This window comes from Alkalicoccus luteus (genome assembly GCF_012034335.1).
Taxonomy (GTDB): domain Bacteria; phylum Bacillota; class Bacilli; order Bacillales; family Salisediminibacteriaceae; genus Alkalicoccus; species Alkalicoccus luteus_A.
Genome location: NZ_JAATHJ010000112.1, coordinates 1 through 255 on the forward strand (window position 1 = coordinate 1; position 255 = coordinate 255).

At 58.0% G+C, this 255-nt stretch carries 1 pseudogene; it reads right to left on the reverse strand.

Going from position 1 to position 255, the window contains the following annotated elements:
• Positions 1 to 255 (reverse strand): annotated as a pseudogene (locus tag HCN83_RS18120) (IS5/IS1182 family transposase); the annotation flags it as partial.

The following is a 255-nucleotide window of genomic DNA, read 5'->3' on the forward strand; positions in this document are numbered from 1 at the left end:
TCGTAAACGAGGGTTTCGTTTCGGCAGCCAGGGTGTTGTACGGAATCAAAAACGGGTTCTCTGCCTGGAGAGGCGCCTCTTCCAGAAGATACGTATAGGTTGGCTCACTGCCATAGCCGGCATCCGCTGCGAGCTGCTTGGGAAACGGCAGGGACCAGGAGCGGAGAAGCTCCAGGTGCGGGATCAGGCAGCGGGTATCCGTCGGGCGCTGATGCACCGAATAGCCGAGCACAAATTGATTTTCCGTGCCCATCT